The organism is Glutamicibacter sp. BW77 (genome assembly GCF_002332285.1).
Classification (GTDB): Bacteria; Actinomycetota; Actinomycetes; order Actinomycetales; family Micrococcaceae; genus Glutamicibacter; species Glutamicibacter bergerei.
This window is the reverse complement of sequence record NZ_NRGT01000074.1, coordinates 16528-32067: the sequence shown is the minus strand read 5'-3', so window position 1 is coordinate 32067 and position 15540 is coordinate 16528. Positions and strand designations below refer to the sequence as shown.

General features: G+C 56.0%; 16 protein-coding genes and 1 tRNA gene. 8 read left to right on the top strand and 9 right to left on the bottom strand.

The features are described from left to right. Positions 1-7 precede the first annotated feature (7 nt). The 7 genes from pstA to CIK74_RS14005 all read left to right on the top strand — a co-directional run bounded on the left by pstA (position 8) and on the right by CIK74_RS14005 (position 6605). A complete protein-coding gene (pstA, locus tag CIK74_RS14035; protein WP_170947892.1) occupies positions 8-1132 on the top strand; it encodes a phosphate ABC transporter permease PstA in 1125 nt (374 codons plus the stop codon). A gap of 48 nt (positions 1133-1180) precedes the next feature. Continuing rightward, positions 1181-1960, top strand: a complete 780-nt coding sequence (gene pstB / locus CIK74_RS14030; protein WP_096256828.1) for a phosphate ABC transporter ATP-binding protein PstB — start codon at positions 1181-1183, stop codon at positions 1958-1960. 200 nt (positions 1961-2160) lie between these two features. Next, entirely contained in the window at positions 2161-2634 is a 474-nt protein-coding gene (locus CIK74_RS14025) for a hypothetical protein (protein WP_096256827.1), read from the top strand. Continuing rightward, positions 2634-3146 carry a hypothetical protein gene (locus tag CIK74_RS14020; RefSeq protein WP_141392967.1) on the top strand — a complete coding sequence of 171 codons (513 nt, stop codon included), beginning with the start codon at positions 2634-2636 and terminating at the stop codon, positions 3144-3146. The genes CIK74_RS14025 and CIK74_RS14020 overlap by 1 nt, the downstream gene beginning before the upstream one ends. Further along, a complete protein-coding gene (locus CIK74_RS14015) occupies positions 3146-3343 on the top strand; it encodes a helix-turn-helix transcriptional regulator (protein ID WP_096256825.1) in 198 nt (65 codons plus the stop codon). The genes CIK74_RS14020 and CIK74_RS14015 overlap by 1 nt, the downstream gene beginning before the upstream one ends. Before the next feature lie 88 nt (positions 3344-3431). Beyond that, positions 3432-4265: a formate dehydrogenase accessory sulfurtransferase FdhD gene (gene fdhD / locus CIK74_RS14010; protein ID WP_096256824.1), complete on the top strand. Its 834-nt coding sequence runs from the start codon at positions 3432-3434 to the stop codon at positions 4263-4265. An 18-nt stretch (positions 4266-4283) separates the two neighbouring features. Continuing rightward, complete coding sequence (locus tag CIK74_RS14005; RefSeq protein ID WP_096256823.1) at positions 4284-6605, top strand: FdhF/YdeP family oxidoreductase; 2322 nt, start codon at positions 4284-4286, stop codon at positions 6603-6605. Here the strand turns inward: CIK74_RS14005 and CIK74_RS14000 are convergent. The 5 genes from CIK74_RS14000 to CIK74_RS13980 all read right to left on the bottom strand — a co-directional run bounded on the left by CIK74_RS14000 (position 6602) and on the right by CIK74_RS13980 (position 11799). Beyond that, positions 6602-7621, bottom strand: coding sequence for an inorganic phosphate transporter (locus tag CIK74_RS14000; RefSeq protein ID WP_096256822.1), 1020 nt, complete (start codon positions 7619-7621; stop codon positions 6602-6604). The genes CIK74_RS14005 and CIK74_RS14000 overlap by 4 nt on opposite strands. A 6-nt stretch (positions 7622-7627) precedes the next feature. Beyond that, entirely contained in the window at positions 7628-8242 is a 615-nt protein-coding gene (locus CIK74_RS13995) for a hypothetical protein (protein WP_096256821.1), read from the bottom strand. A 230-nt stretch (positions 8243-8472) separates the two neighbouring features. Continuing rightward, positions 8473-9696 (bottom strand): MFS transporter, encoded by a 1224-nt coding sequence (locus CIK74_RS13990; RefSeq protein WP_240520552.1) that lies wholly within the window; start codon positions 9694-9696, stop codon positions 8473-8475. 119 nt (positions 9697-9815) lie between these two features. Then, positions 9816-11048: a glutaminase gene (locus CIK74_RS13985; RefSeq protein WP_096256820.1), complete on the bottom strand. Its 1233-nt coding sequence runs from the start codon at positions 11046-11048 to the stop codon at positions 9816-9818. Positions 11049-11133: 85 nt separating this feature from the next. Next, a complete protein-coding gene (locus tag CIK74_RS13980) occupies positions 11134-11799 on the bottom strand; it encodes a hypothetical protein (protein ID WP_096256819.1) in 666 nt (221 codons plus the stop codon). Positions 11800-12024: 225 nt separating this feature from the next. Here CIK74_RS13980 and CIK74_RS13975 point away from each other — a divergent pair. Next, positions 12025-12100: transfer RNA gene (locus tag CIK74_RS13975), tRNA-Lys, on the top strand. An 83-nt stretch (positions 12101-12183) separates the two neighbouring features. Here the strand turns inward: CIK74_RS13975 and CIK74_RS13970 are convergent. The 4 genes from CIK74_RS13970 to CIK74_RS13955 form a co-directional block, all read right to left on the bottom strand. Further along, complete coding sequence (locus tag CIK74_RS13970) at positions 12184-12678, bottom strand: hypothetical protein (RefSeq protein WP_096256818.1); 495 nt, start codon at positions 12676-12678, stop codon at positions 12184-12186. Between the two features lie 116 nt (positions 12679-12794). After that, a complete protein-coding gene (locus CIK74_RS13965) occupies positions 12795-13385 on the bottom strand; it encodes a dienelactone hydrolase family protein (protein ID WP_096256817.1) in 591 nt (196 codons plus the stop codon). Between the two features lie 19 nt (positions 13386-13404). Continuing rightward, positions 13405-13656, bottom strand: a complete 252-nt coding sequence (locus CIK74_RS13960; RefSeq protein WP_096256816.1) for a hypothetical protein — start codon at positions 13654-13656, stop codon at positions 13405-13407. A 72-nt stretch (positions 13657-13728) separates the two neighbouring features. Then, entirely contained in the window at positions 13729-15336 is a 1608-nt protein-coding gene (locus CIK74_RS13955; RefSeq protein ID WP_096256815.1) for an ATP-binding cassette domain-containing protein, read from the bottom strand. Positions 15337-15540: the final 204 nt, after the last annotated feature.

The following is a 15540-nucleotide window of genomic DNA, read 5'->3' as shown; positions in this document are numbered from 1 at the left end:
GAGTGTCATGACTAGCAATAAGCACTCGGCCACGCCGACCCCGCCAAGCCGCAAACGCAACTCCTTGTCCAAGGGCAAGCTTCCACGTTGGGCCGTGCCAGCTACCGCTGCCGGTGCGATTATCATCGGTGCGGCGCTATCCACGCTGACCGGGTTCAGTGTGGCAACCTTCGCGATTTACTCTGCGGTACTTTTTGTTATCGCCGCGACCGTGCTGACCTCGGCGGTTGAGGGCAAGCGCCAAGGGCGCAACGCGATGTGGACCTACCTGATCTACGGCTCCTTCTTGTTGGCGCTGATCCCTCTGGCCTCGGTACTCTTCACGGTGCTGGAAAAGGGACTTCCGGGAATGAGCAGTCACTTCCTGTTCACTTCCATGAACGGGGTGACCGGTGCGGTTGATAATCAGACCGTAGCCGATGGAACCCCGGTTCTCGGCGGCGCCTACCACGCGCTGATGGGCACGTTGCTGATTACCCTCTGGGCTACGGTCATCTCGGTTCCGGTGGGCATGCTCACCGCGATCTACCTGGTCGAATACGGTAAGAACGGTCCGCTATCCAAGGCGATCACCTTCTTCGTAGACGTAATGACGGGTATCCCATCCATCGTTGCCGGTTTGTTTGCCGCCGCCTTCTTCGGGTTGATCCTTGGTCCTAACGCCCGCATGGGTATCGTCGCCGCGGTCGCGTTGAGCGTGCTGATGATTCCTACGGTGGTGCGTTCCACCGAGGAAATGCTCAAGATTGTTCCTAACGAATTGCGTGAGGCCGCCTACGCCTTGGGCGTGCGCCGCTGGCGCACCATTTTGAAGGTAGTCATCCCGACCGCGATCTCCGGTATCGCTTCGGGTGTCACCTTGGCGATTGCCCGTGTGATCGGTGAAACCGCGCCAATTCTGGTGACCGCCGGTATCGCAAGCCAGATCAACACGAACGTGTTCGCAAACTGGATGTCCACGCTGCCGACCTTTATTTACTACCAAATCCTCACCCCGACCAGCCCGACAAATATTGACCCGTCGGTACAGCGTGCATGGGCTGCGGCCCTGCTGCTGATCCTGATGGTGATGGCACTGAACCTCGGTGCCCGCTTGATCGCCTCGCTGTTCGCCCCGAAGAAGGGCCGTTGAGCCTAAGGCTCCGGCACTTATCCACACTAGATTTCCAAGGAATACACCATGGCAAAACGCATCGACGTCAACGCGCTGAACGTCTACTACTCCAAGTTCCTCGCCGTTGAAGATATCTCGATCAACATCGAACCAAAGTCAGTCACCGCTTTCATCGGTCCCTCGGGCTGTGGCAAGTCCACCTTCCTGCGCACGCTGAACCGTATGCACGAGGTGATCCCCGGCGGCCGCGTCGAGGGTGAAGTATTGCTGGACGGAGATGACCTGTATGGCCCGGGCGTTGACCCGGTGACCGTGCGTAGCCAAATCGGCATGGTTTTCCAGCGTCCGAACCCGTTCCCCACCATGTCCATCAAGGACAACGTGCTGGCGGGCGTGAAGCTCAACGGTAAAAAGATTTCCCGCTCGGATGCCGACTCCCTAGTGGAGAAGTCCTTGCGCGGTGCAAACCTGTGGAATGAGGTCAAGGACCGCCTGGAGAAGCCAGGTTCGGGTCTTTCCGGTGGTCAGCAGCAGCGTCTGTGCATCGCTCGAACCATTGCGGTGAAGCCGGACGTCATCTTGATGGATGAGCCGTGCTCGGCCCTGGACCCAATCTCCACACTGGCTATCGAAGACTTGATCAACGAGCTGAAGAGTGACTACACCGTGGTGATCGTGACTCACAATATGCAGCAAGCCGCACGCGTGTCGGATAAGACCGCGTTCTTCAACATTGCCGGCACCGGCAAGCCAGGCAAGCTCATCGAGTACAACGACACCGCAGCCATCTTCTCCAACCCGGAGCAGAAGGCCACCGAAGATTACGTCTCAGGACGCTTCGGATAAAGATTTCGGATGCCGCCCCTATTGCGATGGGGCGGTAGACGGACCGGAAGGGGGGTCTTCCGGGGATCCTGGAGGGGATCACCGCCAGCGGCGCCATGCGAAAGCACGGCGCCGCTGGTTTTTAAACTTCTTTGTAAAGTTAGCTTGACTGTAAAGCTCGCTTGTCTGTAAAGTTTGGTTTACATTACGAGGAGGATGTTATGAACACGGAACAAGAAACCAAAGCCCGCTGGGGACGCTCACGCTTTGGCGGTAGCCAAGCAATGCTGATCATCGTTTCGCTGCTCGCCGGTGCGGTGCTATCGGCAGCATTGACCTTGGTTTGGTGGAACTTCGGACCATCGGGCGATCCTCAGCGGAGGCTTCTGGCAGCTTTGGCCTTTGGGTTGATCATGCTGCCTGCAATGTTCGGTCTTTGCTGGGCCTTACTGCTGGATCGCTCCACCTTACGCGGGGCTACCAAAAACCCGGAGATCTCAGTGGAATCCCAGTGGTATGACAAGGCTGCGGTGGGTGTCTTTCAAGACATCTTGCTCGTCTGCGGTCTGGGTGCAGCGGTTCTTTCGTTCATCGAAGTCCAGGCCTCCATCGGTTTAGTCTTGGCTAGCGTGGTTGCATTGTCGATGGCCGACTTCGGCGTGCGCTACCTCCTGATCAAGCGGGCCGAGGGCTAATGAGCAACACAAATAGGAATCAAAGTAGTACGGATCGTCAGCCACGTGCCCTCGCACTAGGACGTTCACGCTTTGGTGGTGGGGCTGGACAATTACTGCTTCTAGTCTTGGGGACCAGCCTGTTTCTCGCCGCAGGGTTGAGTACGGTGTTCAGCTTGCTGGTCGATTTCCAAGAAGGGTTCTGGCCAGGGTGGATCAATCTGACGCTATCCTTCTGGATGGTCGCTGCAGTTATTTCATGGTTCGTCTTCGTTGACCGAAGCTCACTGCCGAAACCCGTGAAAAATCCGGAACAAACCATCGAGCAGAGCTGGCGCACGCGTGCTCAAGCGACAGTGTGGCGTGACCTGATCATCCTCTTTAGCGTCGGCTGCTTCGCGAGTGCAATGTTAATGCTCTTCGCAGACGTGGTGATTTCCTGGCCGCTATCATTGGTCTGTGCAGGGCTGGTGTGGTTCGCACTTGGCGATTACATGATTAGGTACCAAATGATTAAGCGGGCCGAGGGCTAATGAAAAATTCCCTTCCTGATCACCGTAAAGCGCGGGGGCTGTCCCAGCAGGCGCTCGCCGACGCGTTGGGGGTCTCACGACAGACGATCATTTCCTTGGAGAAGGGACGCTACGATCCCTCGCTGCCGCTGGCGTTTAAGCTCAGCGCACTCTTTGGGTGCCAAATAGAGGATCTATTCCAGCCTGACGCCGAATAATAAAAAAGGTCACAAGTGCCCACGGCGCTAGGATTCTGGGATACGTTTGTGAGTGACTCGGAGCACTTGCAAGAATAGGAAAACCGCGATGGGACGCAAAATATTGCGACGGCGCATCACCCGCGCCACGTTGGGTGGTAGTAGCTTCGTGCGCGAAGAAAAACTGGCAGGTGAAGAGCCGCTGGAGATCCGGTTCGGCTCTACTGCTTTTACTACCTCGATGCGCACCCCGGGAGATGACTTTGATCTAGTGGCAGGCTTTTTGCATGCCGAAGGAATCATTGCCCGCGCTGAACAGCTGACCTCGATGCGCTACTGCTCAGGAACTGACGAGGACGGCAACCAGACCTATAACGTGATTGAAGCGCAGCTGGGCTTCGGTGCACAGGTTCCGGATCTGTCGGCCGCCCGCAACGTGGTGACAAGTTCGGCCTGTGGGATTTGCGGGACGAACTCGATCGATGAGGTGCACAAGAAGTCCAACTACGTGCTGAATCCAGACGACGGGCAGGTTCAGCTCGAGGCGCTGCTAAAAATGCCGGACACACTGCGTGACGCGCAGCGACTCTTTGATTCCACCGGTGGAGTACACGCGGCGGGCCTGTTTAATGCCGATGGGGAGCTGTTGATCCTGCGCGAAGACGTGGGACGGCATAACGCCGTGGACAAGGTCATCGGAGCCGCCCTGCGGGCAAACGACTTACCTCTTCGGCAGAGCATTTTGCAGGTCTCCGGCAGGGCCTCATTCGAATTGGTACAGAAGGCCGCCATGGCGGGAATACCGGTACTTAGCGCGGTCAGTGCGCCTTCCTCCTTAGCCGTAGAGCTAGCGGATGAATGTGGGCTTACCTTGGCCGGATTCTCTCGCGGGCAAAGTATCAACTTATACACTCATGCACAACGCATATTAGGCACCAAGTAGCTCAGGCGGAGGAACACCATGCATCGTCCAGCACCCAAAGATGACATCAACGAAGATGACCTTAAGGTCGGTGAACCGAAACATAGCGCCGCCGGGCTAAAGGCCGTGATGGTCTCCATGGAGCGCGGATTTTCGGAAGCCGGACCGAGCCGTACCTTGCGCTCCATGCTGCGGATTAACCAGCGCGGTGGATTCGACTGCCCGGGCTGCGCCTGGCCCGAATCGATTACCGGTAAGCGCAAGCCTGCAGAATTCTGCGAAAACGGCGCCAAGGCCGTGGCCGAAGAAGCCAGCGCCCGCACCGTCACCCCGCAGTGGTGGGAACAACACCCAATCAGTGTGCTGCGCGAAAAAACCGAGTACTGGCTAGGATCGCAGGGACGCATCACCGCGCCAATGATCATCCGTCCGGGCGACACCCACTACAAACCAATCAGTTGGGCGGAAGCGTTCTCCACCATTGGGGAACACGTTAACGCCAGCACCCCGGATAAGTGTGTCTTCTACACCTCTGGACGCACCGCCAACGAGACGGCGTTCATGTACCAACTGCTCGCTCGCTCGCTGGGTACCAACAACCTTCCAGACTGCTCAAATATGTGCCACGAGTCCTCGGGTTCGGCGTTGAACCCCACCATTGGAATCGGCAAGGGCACAGTGTCGCTCGAAGACTTTGACCATGCCGAACTGATCTTCGTCGTGGGGCAAAACCCGGGAACCAACCACCCGAGGATGCTGTCCGCACTGGCCGACGCGCGTAAGCGCGGAGCCAAAATTGTGGCGGTCAATCCATTGCCAGAGGCCGGATTCTTTGGTTTTAAGGACCCACAGACCATCGGCGGTATGCTCGGCAAGTCTAGCGAGATCAGTAGCCACTTCCTGCAGATCAAGGTTGGCGGAGACTTAGCGCTATTCCAGGCATTTGGGCATCTCTTGCTAGCTGAGGAAGAGAAGAACCCCGGAACCGTAGTGGACCAGGCGTTCATCAACGAAGTCACCGACGGTTTTGCGGCCTACAAGAGTGCTCGCGCCGAAATTGACTGGGATGCCACCGAGGAAGCCACCGGACTGACGCGCACGCAGATCACCGAAGTGGCTAGATTGCTCATCGAATCCAAAGCTTCCATCTTTTGTTGGGCGCTGGGTCTAACTCAGCAACCGCACTCGGTGCCGACGCTCAAAGAGATCATCAATCTGCTGCTGTTGCAGGGCAACTTCGGCAAGCCGGGCGCCGGTGCTTGCCCGGTCCGCGGACACTCCAATGTGCAGGGCGACCGCACCATGGGGATCTGGGAGAAACCAACCGAGCAGCTACTTGAGGCCCTAGACGCAGAGTTTGGTATCGATTCCCCGCGTGCTCATGGCTATGATTCCACCGAAGCCTTAGATGCGTTCGAAAACAATGAAGTGGACGTATTCGTCTCTATGGGTGGCAACTTTGCCCTAGCGAACTCGGAAACCGAATTATTGGAAGCGGGCATGCAGCGCGCCAAGCTGACCGTGCATATCTCCACCAAACCAAACCGTTCTCACGTGGTGCACGGGCAGACCTCATTGATTCTGCCCACCCTTGGCCGCACCGACAAAGATGATAAGCACCCTAAGGGTGCTCAGTTCTTGTCCGTGGAGGACTCGATGTCGGTGATTCACTCGACCCAGGGCCGGCTCACCCCGGTCTCTGAGCACCTCCTGGCCGAACCCGTCATTGTGGCACGCATGGCCCAGGCTATCTTGGGAGATGACCATGTCGTCGACTGGCGAGCCATGGCCGATGACTATGACGTGGTCCGTGACCATATCGCACGGGTATTGCCTGGTTTTGAAGACTTTAACCGGCGGGTTCGCGAACGCAATGGCTTTGTGCTGCCCAACGCACCACGTGACTCACGTTCTTTTGCCACGGATATCGGCAAGGGACGGTTCACGGTCTCACCTTTTGAAGCTCTCAAGGCCCCAGCCGGCCACCTGATCTTGCAGACTATGCGCAGTCACGACCAGTACAACACCACGTTCTACGGGCTAGATGACCGGTATCGCGGAATTAAGGACGGGCGGCGAGTGATCCTCATTCACCCTGACGATCTGCAAGAAATGGGCTTTGCGGATCGCGATCTGGTGGATGTCATTTCAACCTTTGATGGTACCGAGCGTCGGGCGAACCGTTTCAGGCTGGTTTCCTACCCTACGGCGAAGGGATGCGCGGCGGCGTATTTCCCGGAAGCTAACGCGTTAGTGCACCGAGGTTTGGTGGCTCGCGAATCCAATACTCCGGGCTTTAAGGCGATGAGCGTGCGTTTTGTTCCGCACTCCCAGCAACCCGGCGCGACGTTAGATAGTTAACCCACCGGGTCCATGGCAAGGGCTAAGACCGCTGCGGCCAAAATGCAAACGACCGGAGTGATCAGCCAATGTCCAAGCACTTTGACTACGCGGTTCCAGACGACGGATTCAAAGGGCTGATTTGCTCCGGCGCCCACGATCGAGCTGGTCACCGCCTGAGTGGTGGATATCGGTAGGTGCAACAGCAGCGAGCCGACATATAGCATGGTCGCGGCGACGCCTTGGGCGACCATGCCACGTAATGGATCAAAGGTCACCAGACGACGCGCGAGCGTGTAGGTGATCCGCCAGCCGCCCAGAAGCACGCCGAAGGACAACGCGGCCGCCGCCGCCAGCTGGATGGCCAGAGCCACCGGACCAGGATCCATCAGCTGACCGGTAATGAGCACTAGTGAGATCATTGCTGCGGTACGCTGGCCGTCCTGCAATCCCAACCCCAACGCCACGGCACAAGCCGCGATGGCCTGCCCAGCACGGGAACGGGCGTTAACATCTCTTGCGGTATCGTGGCGCATCAGCCACGTGGCCGGAACTACCAGCAAAAATGAGGCGAAGTAGGCGATGACCGGAGTGATAAGTAAGGGCAGTAGTACCGAGCCGGTGAACAGCTGAACTGCACCACCTAGCGACTCATTGCCGAGCCAAGAGTTAGCCGCGCCAGCACCAACTAATGCGGACATCAGAGCGTGGGTGGACGATACCGGTATGCCACGCCACCAGCAGAGTATCAGCCATGCTCCGGCGGCTAACAATGCGGCAATGAGCAGCTTCATCCCCACGGTACCATCGGGCAGTTGAAGGTTGAGCCGGCCGATCAACGCGGTACTGAGCCTGGTGCTCGCCATGGTGCCGATAAAAGCGAATAGTGCGGCGACAACTACTGCGACGGCGGGGCGCAACGCACGGGTACGCACCGCTGCTGCAACTGCTGTGGAAGAGTCCCTGAAACCATTGAGGACCGCGTAACCCAGTGTTAGGACGATAGCAATGATGGTGAATAAGGGCAGTAAGTCCATCGGATTCTAGGATTCCTTGACCAGCACGCGGCCGAGGTGGTCGGAGAACTGACGCAACGAATTAGCGGTCAGCAGTAAATGGTCCGCTACACGCTGATGTTTATGAATTGTGGAGGCCTTGGAGAAATTCGAAATTTCATCGATCCAGACTAAATGAGTGCGCGCAGCACGCTTTGAGTACTGCATCATCTGCAACCAGTTATCTTCCAAATCATCAAGCTTGTTTAATGTCCGAACCGAGTGCGCGGCGAGCTCGGCGAGCTGCGAGATTAACTCTAGTTGTTCGGCAGCGCGCTCAGAGAGCGGAGTGGAACCTAAGGTGTTGATCAGTTCGCCAATGCCGCGCAGGTGCTCCATGGTTTCGTGGAGCAAGCGGGAAAACGTGTACATGTCTTCACGCGGTAGCGGGCTGATGTAGCTGGTCCGCAGATGCGTGAGCAAGGCGTGGAGCAGGTCCGTGGCCTGAGCTTCCGCATTGGCAAGATCCTTGAGCTGTATTGCACGACCATCCGGGTTGCCGATCATCTCGGAGACACTTGCCACCGAGATACGGATTGTGCTCGCCAGGTCACTGAGCAATTCAATGCCACGCGTGGCTGAAGGAAAAATTTGGAACTTCACGTTGTTCGGCGCACCATTCGTCTTAGGCCATCGTTTTGGTACTGACGCTGAACAGTTTACGTCGCGAAGGTTAACGACGAAATGTTAGTGATGCCGGACCGGGAACGCCTCTCGGCGGAAGGCCGCTCGAAGCGGCAGAATATTGGAGCCCGGGGTTACCAGCGGCCCGGCACCGTCTACTAGTTTTCTCGTACTAAGCGCTTGCTGTCAACCACACCGGGTGACTGGTGCTAATTCTCACGTTCTTTACGCAAAGATTTCTCGACACCACTTACACATAACAGTCCGCAACAGAACCAAATGGCGCCCGCTGGCCCCGTCCCCACAGCTACCGTACTGGCCGCAATAGGCAGGAGTACCTGCCCTAGCCTGTTTCCCATCAAGCGGACGGCTAAGGCAGCTCCACGGTCCTGTGCGGGCACGGAGGTGGACACCATGGTCATCGTTACCGGTTGTCCCATGCCCAGGAAGAAACCACCCACGATTAGGGCTAAAGCCGCCAACCAAAGGACGTCAATGAATAGTGGGGCGAGCGCAATGGAGATTCCGGCGGCAAACAGGCTGGTGAGCAACATTGACTTACGGGAGAAGTGGGTCGAAATCCATGGCAGGAAGAGTCTGGAAATAACCGAGGCACCGCCACGCAGGGCCAGCAATACACCCACCGCTGCCGGGGTCACGCCGTGTTTTTCGGCAACCAAGGGCAAGAAAGCGGTGAGAATATCGATGATTGAAAGCAACGCCAGCGAAGCGAGCATGTGCGAAGGAATGGATTTGATGCGAAGAATCGAAATGATTGACGCTTCGGATTTGGGGGCCGGTGTAGCCGCAGCGCTCTTAGACAGCCGAGGCTGGAGATTTGGCAAGAGCAAGGGGATGGCTAGCAAGGCGCAGCCGGCACCGATCCATAAGGAAAGAGAGATGTCGGCAACACGTTCGGGAGAATCAGCAGAGGAAGTGGTCCCAAGGATGGCTCCAGCAATCAGCGGGCCGAGGAACTGTCCTGCGGCGTACGCCGCGGTGAACCAACCGAAACCCTTATCGAGCTGGTCATCTGGGAAATAACGCGCGATAGATGACTGACCACCAATGGTGAACAGTAAGTGCCCCATACCTAGTACGGCGCTGGCAACGGCAACCATGACAAAGCCGTTGGCTGCCGCGACGCCTAAGGAGCCTAGTCCCATGAGCCCGGCGCCGGCGAGCATCAAAAAACGAATCTTTGGAATTCGTGAACTAATGCGCCCAAGCCATACAGCCGTGACCATCGGTAGCAGTGCGAAGGCAGCGGTGGTGACACCAACGGTTACCGGGCCAGCGTCTAAGGAAATTAGTTTGTAAGTGGTGACCGGTCGAACCAAGTTGAGCGTGGTTTGCGACAACAGTGCGGTAGCGATCAAAATAAGTAACCACCGCAGTGTTCCGGAAGCCGAATTGTTTGCTTCCGCGCCCACTGTGCCTACTTTCTTTTGGTGCTGCTATCCAAGCTCAAGTTTAGGTGCTCTTGAGCGAGCAAGTGTCACCGGCACCCTCTTGCGCACGAGTATGGCTAACTGTTTAGCGAACTCGTACGTTAGGGAGTTTCTGGAAAGGTTCCATCGCCCAAGTCGGGATTGGCCAAGGACTGTAGTGGATCATGGAGAAAAATCCTGCGGCCTTCATTGCGCAACCTGCGCAGGGCTTCAAGCACCATTCGCCGGGCAACTTTGGTGAAGGAATACACCCGAGAAATATCCAAATGAACGGCACCGTCAAAGTCTGATTCGGAGAGCAGATCCAGTAATTCGGCGGCTGCAGGGAATCGTACGTTGCCTTGGAGATAAAAAATCTCCCGACTTCCTTCTTGAGTTACCCCGACAACGTCAAGTCGACCGTGGCTTGGTGCGAAGAGGTGCATGTCCATATCTGAGGACAATCTTTCAAAGATCCGGCGCGACCTCTGACTATTACCATGAGAGTCCAAACGTGGTGAGAACGCAGCAACACCCACTTGGTCAGGTAAGACGCCCACAAGTCCTCCGGAAACCCCGCTTTTAGCGGGGATTCCCACACGCGTGAGCCAGTCTCCAGCACCGTCGTACATGCCGGCTACCGCCATAACCGACATAACCTGTCGCGCAGTATCGGCATCGATAATTCTCTCGCGAGTCACCGGTTGAACTCCACCATTGGCCAATGTTGCGGCCATCATGGACAGGTCATTGACCGTCACCAAGATTGAACACTGTCGGGTGTATCCAGCGACTACTTCGTGCACGTCATCGGTGAGTATTCCGAATTTTCGAAGCATATGCGCCATAGCGAAATTATGGTCAGCGGTGGTCAGTTCCGAACGATAGACATCTTCATCTACGGATAGTTCTCGTCCAGCAAGGGATGAAAACATGTCTAATACTCGTTGGTTCCTAGCTGCCGCGGTCGCATCTTTCCCGACGAGCAATGAATGCGCGGCAATAGCGCCGGCATTGATCATCGGATTCTTTGGACGGTTGGTGCCATCTTCCAGGGAAAGCTCGTTAAAGGCTTCGCCTGAGGCTTCCACACTAATTGTCTTCAAAACATGGTCTAGCCCCCGGTCCATAATGGCCGCCGCGTAGGCAAAAGGCTTGGAGATGGATTGAATGCTAAATGGCGTATCGCTGTCACCGGCACAGTAGGTGCTGCCCGTCGCAGTGGTGATTGACAGCGCAAATGGTGTTGGGTCAGCATTGGCCAGTTCCGGAATGTATTGGGCGGTTTCGCCGGAATTGTCCTCACGCAGGGAATCGAGAACTTCGTGAAGGTAGTCGGGAACTGGAGTCTGCATACTTACCGATCTCTAGTGCTAAGACATGGTTTGGTTCCAACCTAACTGCTAGAGCCCAAGATGTCTTGTGTAGTCCGAGTCGTGATCAGTCCAATAAATCCTGACGCCACAACCTTGCGCAGGCTTCGAGATCCTCGGCGGTGTTTACCATTGATTTGGCCCGCGCGGTAAGCTTCGTGCCCCGAGTTTCATTCGCAAGATCCGCGGCATCTGCATGCTCTGTCATGCCCAGGGCCAGTACCCTGCAGTAGGCGGCCGTACGCTCCAGGGCATGGGCGAAGTCGCCTTCGAAGGCGCCGGTGAGGATAGAAGTTGCCATGTTTTTAAGTTCTTCGGCCGTGGGCGGCTCGGCAACGCCCGCTACCAGACGTTCAACTTCTGCGCGATGAGCACCGGCACGAAAACGTGCTGACATGGTCTCGGCGTTATCAAGCGTCGCCGTGCGTACGGCGTAAAGACGCCACAGTGCTCCAGGAAGCGAACGTGCCGGAGCTGCGGACCAAAGCTCTGCAAGAACCTCTAGTCCTTCGGTCTCTGCGACCTGGACCAATCTGTTTGAAATGTCAGGGTCCTCGTTGGCAATACCTTTACGCACAAAAGCCTGAGCCGAAAGGTGAGCTGCTTCAGAGATGCGAGCAGGATCGGCGCCGCCCTCATAAGGATTAAAATCCTGCGGAGCGAATGGACGTGGTTTGTGATGGCGAAATCCGGAGACCTGACCAACTGTGGAACCTGCGCGTGCACCTTTCATGGCTTCGAGACTACTCGCATTTAGCTCACTCTGCTCCACTATGGCGAGTGAATCTGGGCACTAGAACAAAGTGGATGACGTTGCAAAATACTCATATTTCACAGGGCTCAGGCACTCATTATTTCGACGTTTACGCGGTACTGGATGTGGCCGCGACACTGCCAAATTTCACTCGATTAAACATGAAACGATACTTCGGGTATTATGGACTTTGGCTTAGGCCGTGCGCCTTTAGCTCAGTTGGTAGAGCACTGGACTTTTAATCCATTGGTCGCGGGTTCGAACCCCGCAGGGCGCACCATATAAGAATCCCATTACCCTTGATTGACTAGGGGTGATGGGATTCTTCTTTTATTTGAGCCCGGCACTGCGGCGAATTGATCCTCACCAGCTTTCGATATCGTTTATTTCTCGAATTAGCCGAAACGGGTTGTCGTAGTAAACGATTCTGCTTGACCGTGTACCGCCTCGAATCGCGGGAGTTAGTGTGTAATAGTCACCGTCCCAAGCTAGCTCCGTGGGTTGGTCGACCGAGCGCTCATCCCAATCCTTGGGAATAGATGGAGTGTAGATCCACAGTTCTGCGTCGTCATCGTCAGAAGCATTGGTGATGGACTTCCAACCCCGGCGATCGGCAAGAATGTCTGTAGGCGTGGCGTAGAGAAAAGTCGAAAGCAGTCCCGTTTTGTCCGGAACAATCTTCTGCACGCAGCGTATAGCCGCTTCCAATTCTATGGTCCCATCGGCTTCGCAGAGCTTATCGATGGCCTGACTGAACCGGTGCTGACGAAAAGTGGCTCGATCCTTTATTTCGAGTCGTTCTCTTTCGCGGTGACGTTGCTGCGCGCTACGCGAATGTCGTTTTTTACTGACAGACATGGTCTGCTCCTCAGAGCTGAGAGAGTTGGTGTTAGTCAGCTCAGCCTAGGAGTACCTCAAAGAATCTGGGGTCACTTAGCAAAATATGTGGATAACCAGTTCGGCATGCGCCTGCTTTAGGCGAAAGGTTCCAAAAATTTGATCACTCGTTCCATGACCACAGCGCGCGCTTCAGGATCATGGGAACGCAGTGAGGAGTCGGTGAACAGGTGTTTGTTGCCCGGATAGGTAAACAGCTGTGCGAGCTCATATCCTTCGCCTTCGACGAAGCGTTGAGCAGCTTCTAAATCGCCTTCCTTGGCGAAAAATGGGTCTTCATCCATGCCATGAATTTGTACCGGGACGTTTTCGGGCCATGGGCCGAAGCTCCAGTCTGCTTCTACGTCCACGAAGGATTCTAAGAGGACCGCTGCGAGAGCCCCTGGCCGTTGCTGGGCGCACTGTTGCGCCAGAGCGGCACCCCATGAGCTGCCGATATAAACCAATTCCTCGGGAAGCTTCGAGAAAAACTTGTCGACGCGCTCCTGGATTTTATCTTCGCCTAGCTTGTTGGCCATGCGAATTCCGGCGTCGATATCTTTAGGAAGCTTTCCTGCAAACAGGTCCAAAGTGTGTACGCTGTGGCCAGCTGCGCGTAATTCGGCGGCCATAGCTTGAACTCCGGGGGTGAGCCCCTGGACGTGGTGGAAAAGAACTATCGTGGCCATGGATTACTCCTCGTAGTTGCTAGCGTTCGTCGACTAGATTCTCGATGCGCTGAGGCAGGTGCTCGATTGCCAGATCCCAGCCGGGCATTTGGCTATTAATTTCTACGCTGTAGCCCTCGGTGAGCATGAACTCGGCGCAGGTTAGTGCTTCGTGGCCGGAGCCTGTTTCATAAATGAAGGCACGTCGAATGTCGGTCCAGAGCAGGGTTGCAGACTGATCGATAACCAGGCCGGTAGTGACTACTTCGACGGTGCGCTGGGGGTAGGACATGTTCAACTTGCTTTCGGGGTCCTCGGCGGTGTGCTTTGATCTAGTGTAAACCGGCAACACACCGCCATCGGGTTAGCAAACCGCTGTGGGGTAGGACTTCGTCAAGGATCCATCTGCCCTCAGCTCCAATAAGTAATCAAGTCCCAGCTGGTTCAAGAACTTTTGGTCGTGGCTGACTACCAGCAACGCGCCACGGTAGGCCCCTAACGCCTCACAGAGTTGACGCACACTATCGATATCCAAATTATTTGTTGGTTCATCAAGGATCAGCAACTGAGCCGTGGGCTCAGCCAAGAGTAGCGAACCTAAATAGACGCGGAAACGCTCTCCGCCGGACAATGCAGATAATGGGCGGTCTGCATTAGTGCCACGCAATAACAACCTCGCGAGCATATTTCGAATCTGCCCCGATGTGGCTGAGGGTGCTACCTGACTAATATTCTCGACCGCACTGCGGCTTTCGTCGAGGCCCACTAAACGCTGCGGCAAGTACCCAACGCGTTGGAGGAAAAGCTTGCCCGAGAGTTCAGCCTCGGACGGTTCGGTGCTCAGTAGTTGGTTTAGCAAGGTGGTTTTACCCGAACCGTTGGGTCCAGTAAGAGCCACCCGCTCGGGACCTTGGATGATGTGGTGTCCGCTAGGGTAGCTAAACTGAGCTACTTGTTTGCTGGCGGGAAGTTTTGGATCTGGCAACTCCACATTGATGTGCTCCTCCGATCTGACACGAATTTCAGCCTGCTCAAGTTTGCTCTGCGCCTGCTCTACCTTTCCGTCCAGATTCGAACGCATTTTTCCCGCATTCGCCTCGGACTTTTGGCGCAGGTGATTGGCCAGGATTTTCGGCAGCCCACCACCTAACTGTTCAGCTCGCCCCTTGCGTTTGGCGCGGGCGAGTTTTGTTTCGGCTTCTACCCGTTGACGCTTTTCTACCTTCAGCGAAGCATTCGCCGTTTTAGCGGCCTGTTCGGCAGCGTGCTGCTCGGTAGCCAGCTGTTCGCGGTACACGCTGTACGGTCCTCCGAAAAGACGTAGTTTTCCCGCATACAGCTCTACCGTGTGGTCCATAAGTTCCAGAAGCTCGATGTCATGACTGACTACGATTATTGTTCCCTTCCATGAACGCACGAGTCCATAGAGCAATTCTCTAGTCGGTGCGTCGAGATTATTCGTTGGCTCATCGAGCAGCGTTATTGGTAAGGCCGCTAGGCGCAGACCGATTACTGCCAGCAACATTGCTTCCCCTCCGGAAAGTGTGCTGATCTGACGTTCGAGGCTTAGAGTTTCCAGCCCCAGTGGACTAAGTTCGGCTTCCAGTCGGGCTTCGAGATCCCAATTGTCGCCGACGGCGTCAAAATTCGAGGGGTCTATACTTCCGGATTCGATAGCTTTCAAGGCACGGTAAGTGCTATCAATTCCTAACAGCTCGGCCACGGTGGTGTCCTGGTGCAGGGTGAGAGTTTGTGGCAGATAGGCGAGATCGCTAGAGACTTCCACGGATCCGGCAGTGGGCGTCAACCGGCCAGCAATGAGCTGCAAGAGAATCGACTTTCCACTGCCGTTGATGCCGGTCAGGCCAGTGCGCCCGGATGGGAAGACACCTTCAAGATCGGTCACGGCACGCTCGCCGGTAGGCCAGCAGAAACTGAGGTTGTGTAGTTTTATTGGTGGAGTCAAAGGCATATTTGGTCCTCCCACGGGTGTGAAGAGGCTGCCGAACCTGGGGACCGCGAAGTTGGCTCAACCCCTGGGGGAACCAACAAAAAAGGGATACCGAAGCCGGTAGCCAAAATGAACGATGTGCACCGAAGTGCGGTGCGAGGTCATTGGCGAGCTTAGCGGGTATCCATGTATTTGAGTGTAACAGGGGGTGGCTTGTGAATTCGT

Excerpts from the sequence above, each read along its gene's own strand:
- pstA (WP_170947892.1), top strand. The coding sequence starts at position 8 with ATGACTAGCAATAAGCACTCGGCCACGCCGACCCCGCCAAGCCGCAAA.
- pstB (WP_096256828.1), top strand. The coding sequence starts at position 1,181 with ATGGCAAAACGCATCGACGTCAACGCGCTGAACGTCTACTACTCCAAG.
- CIK74_RS14025 (WP_096256827.1), top strand. The coding sequence starts at position 2,161 with ATGAACACGGAACAAGAAACCAAAGCCCGCTGGGGACGCTCACGCTTT.
- CIK74_RS14020 (WP_141392967.1), top strand. The coding sequence starts at position 2,634 with ATGAGCAACACAAATAGGAATCAAAGTAGTACGGATCGTCAGCCACGT.
- CIK74_RS14015 (WP_096256825.1), top strand. The coding sequence starts at position 3,146 with ATGAAAAATTCCCTTCCTGATCACCGTAAAGCGCGGGGGCTGTCCCAG.
- fdhD (WP_096256824.1), top strand. The coding sequence starts at position 3,432 with ATGGGACGCAAAATATTGCGACGGCGCATCACCCGCGCCACGTTGGGT.
- CIK74_RS14005 (WP_096256823.1), top strand. The coding sequence starts at position 4,284 with ATGCATCGTCCAGCACCCAAAGATGACATCAACGAAGATGACCTTAAG.
- CIK74_RS14000 (WP_096256822.1), bottom strand. The coding sequence starts at position 7,621 with ATGGACTTACTGCCCTTATTCACCATCATTGCTATCGTCCTAACACTG.
- CIK74_RS13985 (WP_096256820.1), bottom strand. The coding sequence starts at position 11,048 with ATGCAGACTCCAGTTCCCGACTACCTTCACGAAGTTCTCGATTCCCTG.
- CIK74_RS13980 (WP_096256819.1), bottom strand. The coding sequence starts at position 11,799 with ATGAAAGGTGCACGCGCAGGTTCCACAGTTGGTCAGGTCTCCGGATTT.
- CIK74_RS13970 (WP_096256818.1), bottom strand. The coding sequence starts at position 12,678 with ATGTCTGTCAGTAAAAAACGACATTCGCGTAGCGCGCAGCAACGTCAC.
- CIK74_RS13965 (WP_096256817.1), bottom strand. The coding sequence starts at position 13,385 with ATGGCCACGATAGTTCTTTTCCACCACGTCCAGGGGCTCACCCCCGGA.
- CIK74_RS13960 (WP_096256816.1), bottom strand. The coding sequence starts at position 13,656 with ATGTCCTACCCCCAGCGCACCGTCGAAGTAGTCACTACCGGCCTGGTT.
- CIK74_RS13955 (WP_096256815.1), bottom strand. The coding sequence starts at position 15,336 with ATGCCTTTGACTCCACCAATAAAACTACACAACCTCAGTTTCTGCTGG.